Below are 2,084 nucleotides of genomic sequence, written 5' to 3' on the forward strand. Positions count from 1 at the left end.
ACGCAGCCGTATCTAAGCCCTGTTCGACAAACGCCTGCAACAGCGCACAGGTGATTGTCGTCTTTCCGCAGCCGCTTCCTGTGCCGCCGATGACCAACCGCGGCGCGCGAACGCTCATAGATTGCCTCCTATCAGATAGACTGGATTCTGCGCCGTCATCATGTGATAGCGCGCGACTTTTTTCGCCCGCGAAACATTGACACAAGAGATTTCTACCGCAAAGCCGTTGTGCTCCAGCGCTTCTATCGCCTCATGCAGACTTTCCAGCGCAATCGCGGTAATTAAAACGCGAATCTTGGGATTTTTTTGTTTTAGTGCACGGACAATCTCCGCCATATTACCGCGGCTTCCGCCGATAAAGGCGCAGTCCGGCGTTGGCAGCTGCTCCAAACCGTCCGGTGCCATCGCCTGTACAATCTGCGTATTATAGCAGCCTGTATGCACGCGATTGCGGTGCAGCAGATCAATCGCTTCTGACTTGCATTCCACAGCATACACCATGCCGCGCGTGGCGTGCCGCGCCAGCTCCATGGTGACAGAGCCGGTTCCCGCGCCAATATCATACACGACCTCGTCCGGCTTGACGGACAGCAGGCTGCTGGCCAGCCATCGCACCTCCTGTTTGGTCATCGGCACTTCTCCGCGCACAAAATCGTCATCGCGCAGCGCGTGACTGCTGTCCGTTGGCTGCTTGTTTTGCGTCATCATGACACACAAGTCTCCAAACTGCTCGCGCGCCAGCTGTTCCGGCGTGCCGGAAACCAGCCGTTCGGTATCTGCGCCGAGATTTTCTGCTACAGACACGGTGAGATGCGTCAGTCCCGCCTCAACAAGCCGCTGACACAGGACGTGGACTTTGTTTTCGCCGCCCGTCAGCATAATGACTTTGTGATGATAGCTGACCGGCGCCAGCAGAGCGCCGGAGCGGCCGTGCAGGCTGAGCAGGACGGCATCATCATACGACGTGTGAAACCGCGCGCAAAACAGCTGGATGCTGCTGATGCCCGGTACAAGTTCTACCGTGCCGCTGCCGCGCAATTTTTCTGTCAGTGACTTCGCCGCGCTGTAAAAGCCGGTATCGCCGCTGAGCAAAATAGCAATGTTTCCTGTGCTCTCCTGTGCCAGCTGTGCCAGCCGAGAAAATGCCAGCGTTTGTATCTCTGCACGGACATCTGCCAGACCATCCGCCAATCTGCCGGTGGACAGCACAACATCCGCATTTTGTATGGTCTGCCGCGCCTGCTCCGTGAGCATTTGCTCTGTGCCCATACCGGCACCAATCAAGAAATACGTATTCATGCGTTTGCCATGGCAGCCAGCGTCTTTTCTGCGGCAGCTACCGTTGCATCCAGATCCGCCTGCGTGTGTGCATTGCCGACAAACATGGCCTCAAACTGTGCCGGAGCTAAATAAATCTTCTGTGCCAGCATATGGCGGAAATACTCCGCATATCGCGACACATCGCTGGATTTTGCACCGGCGAAATTGGTCACCGGCTGTTCTGTAAAGAACACGCTGAGCAGCGAACCGATCTGATTGACCGTGGTTCCCACATGATACGTTTCTTCCAGCTTGCGCAGCTGGTTGGCCAGCCAAGCCGTATTTTTTTCAATCTTCGTATAGACTTCCGGATGCTCATTGAGATAGGTCAGCTGCGTAATGCCCGCTGCCATTGCCACCGGATTGCCGGACAGGGTGCCCGCCTGATAAATTGGTCCGGTCGGCGCAACCTGTTCCATCAGCTCGCGGCTTCCCGCAAAGGCACCGACCGGCATACCGCCGCCGATAATCTTGCCAAAGGTCACAAGATCTGCCTTGACGCCAAAGTATTCCTGTGCGCCGCCGCGCGCCAGACGGAAACCGGTGATGACTTCATCAAAAATCAGCAGGGCATGATATTCGTCACACAGTGCCCGCAAGCCCTGCAAAAAGCCCTCTGCGGGCGGTACAACGCCCATATTGGCAGCTACTGGTTCTACAATGACTGCCGCTACTTGTTCCTTGTTGGCTTGGAGCAGACGCTCTACGCTGTCCAAATCATTGTATGTCGCCGTCAGCGTGTCCCCTGCCACTGCCGCAGGAAC

At 56.4% G+C, this 2,084-nt stretch carries 3 protein-coding genes; all 3 read right to left on the bottom strand.

Going from position 1 to position 2,084, the window contains the following annotated elements; all coding sequences use genetic code 11:
* The coding region (locus ACR0P9_RS11505) for a hypothetical protein (RefSeq protein WP_432620287.1) at positions 1–118 on the bottom strand (118 nt) is incomplete at its 3' end.
* A complete protein-coding gene (gene cbiE / locus ACR0P9_RS11510) occupies positions 115–1,299 on the bottom strand; it encodes a precorrin-6y C5,15-methyltransferase (decarboxylating) subunit CbiE (RefSeq protein ID WP_432620283.1) in 1,185 nt (394 codons plus the stop codon). The genes cbiE and ACR0P9_RS11505, both read right to left, overlap by 4 nt.
* Positions 1,296–2,084, bottom strand: a 789-nt coding sequence (locus tag ACR0P9_RS11515; RefSeq protein WP_432620285.1) for an aminotransferase class III-fold pyridoxal phosphate-dependent enzyme, incomplete at its 5' end; no start/stop codon positions are given. The genes cbiE and ACR0P9_RS11515, both read right to left, overlap by 4 nt.

It is taken from the genome of Butyricicoccus sp. (assembly GCF_050872565.1).
Taxonomy (GTDB): domain Bacteria; phylum Bacillota; class Clostridia; order Oscillospirales; family Butyricicoccaceae; genus Butyricicoccus_A.

Bases quoted from the DNA above. Each gene is read 5' to 3' on its own strand.
- cbiE (WP_432620283.1), bottom strand. From the start codon at position 1,299: ATGAATACGTATTTCTTGATTGGTGCCGGTATGGGCACAGAGCAAATG.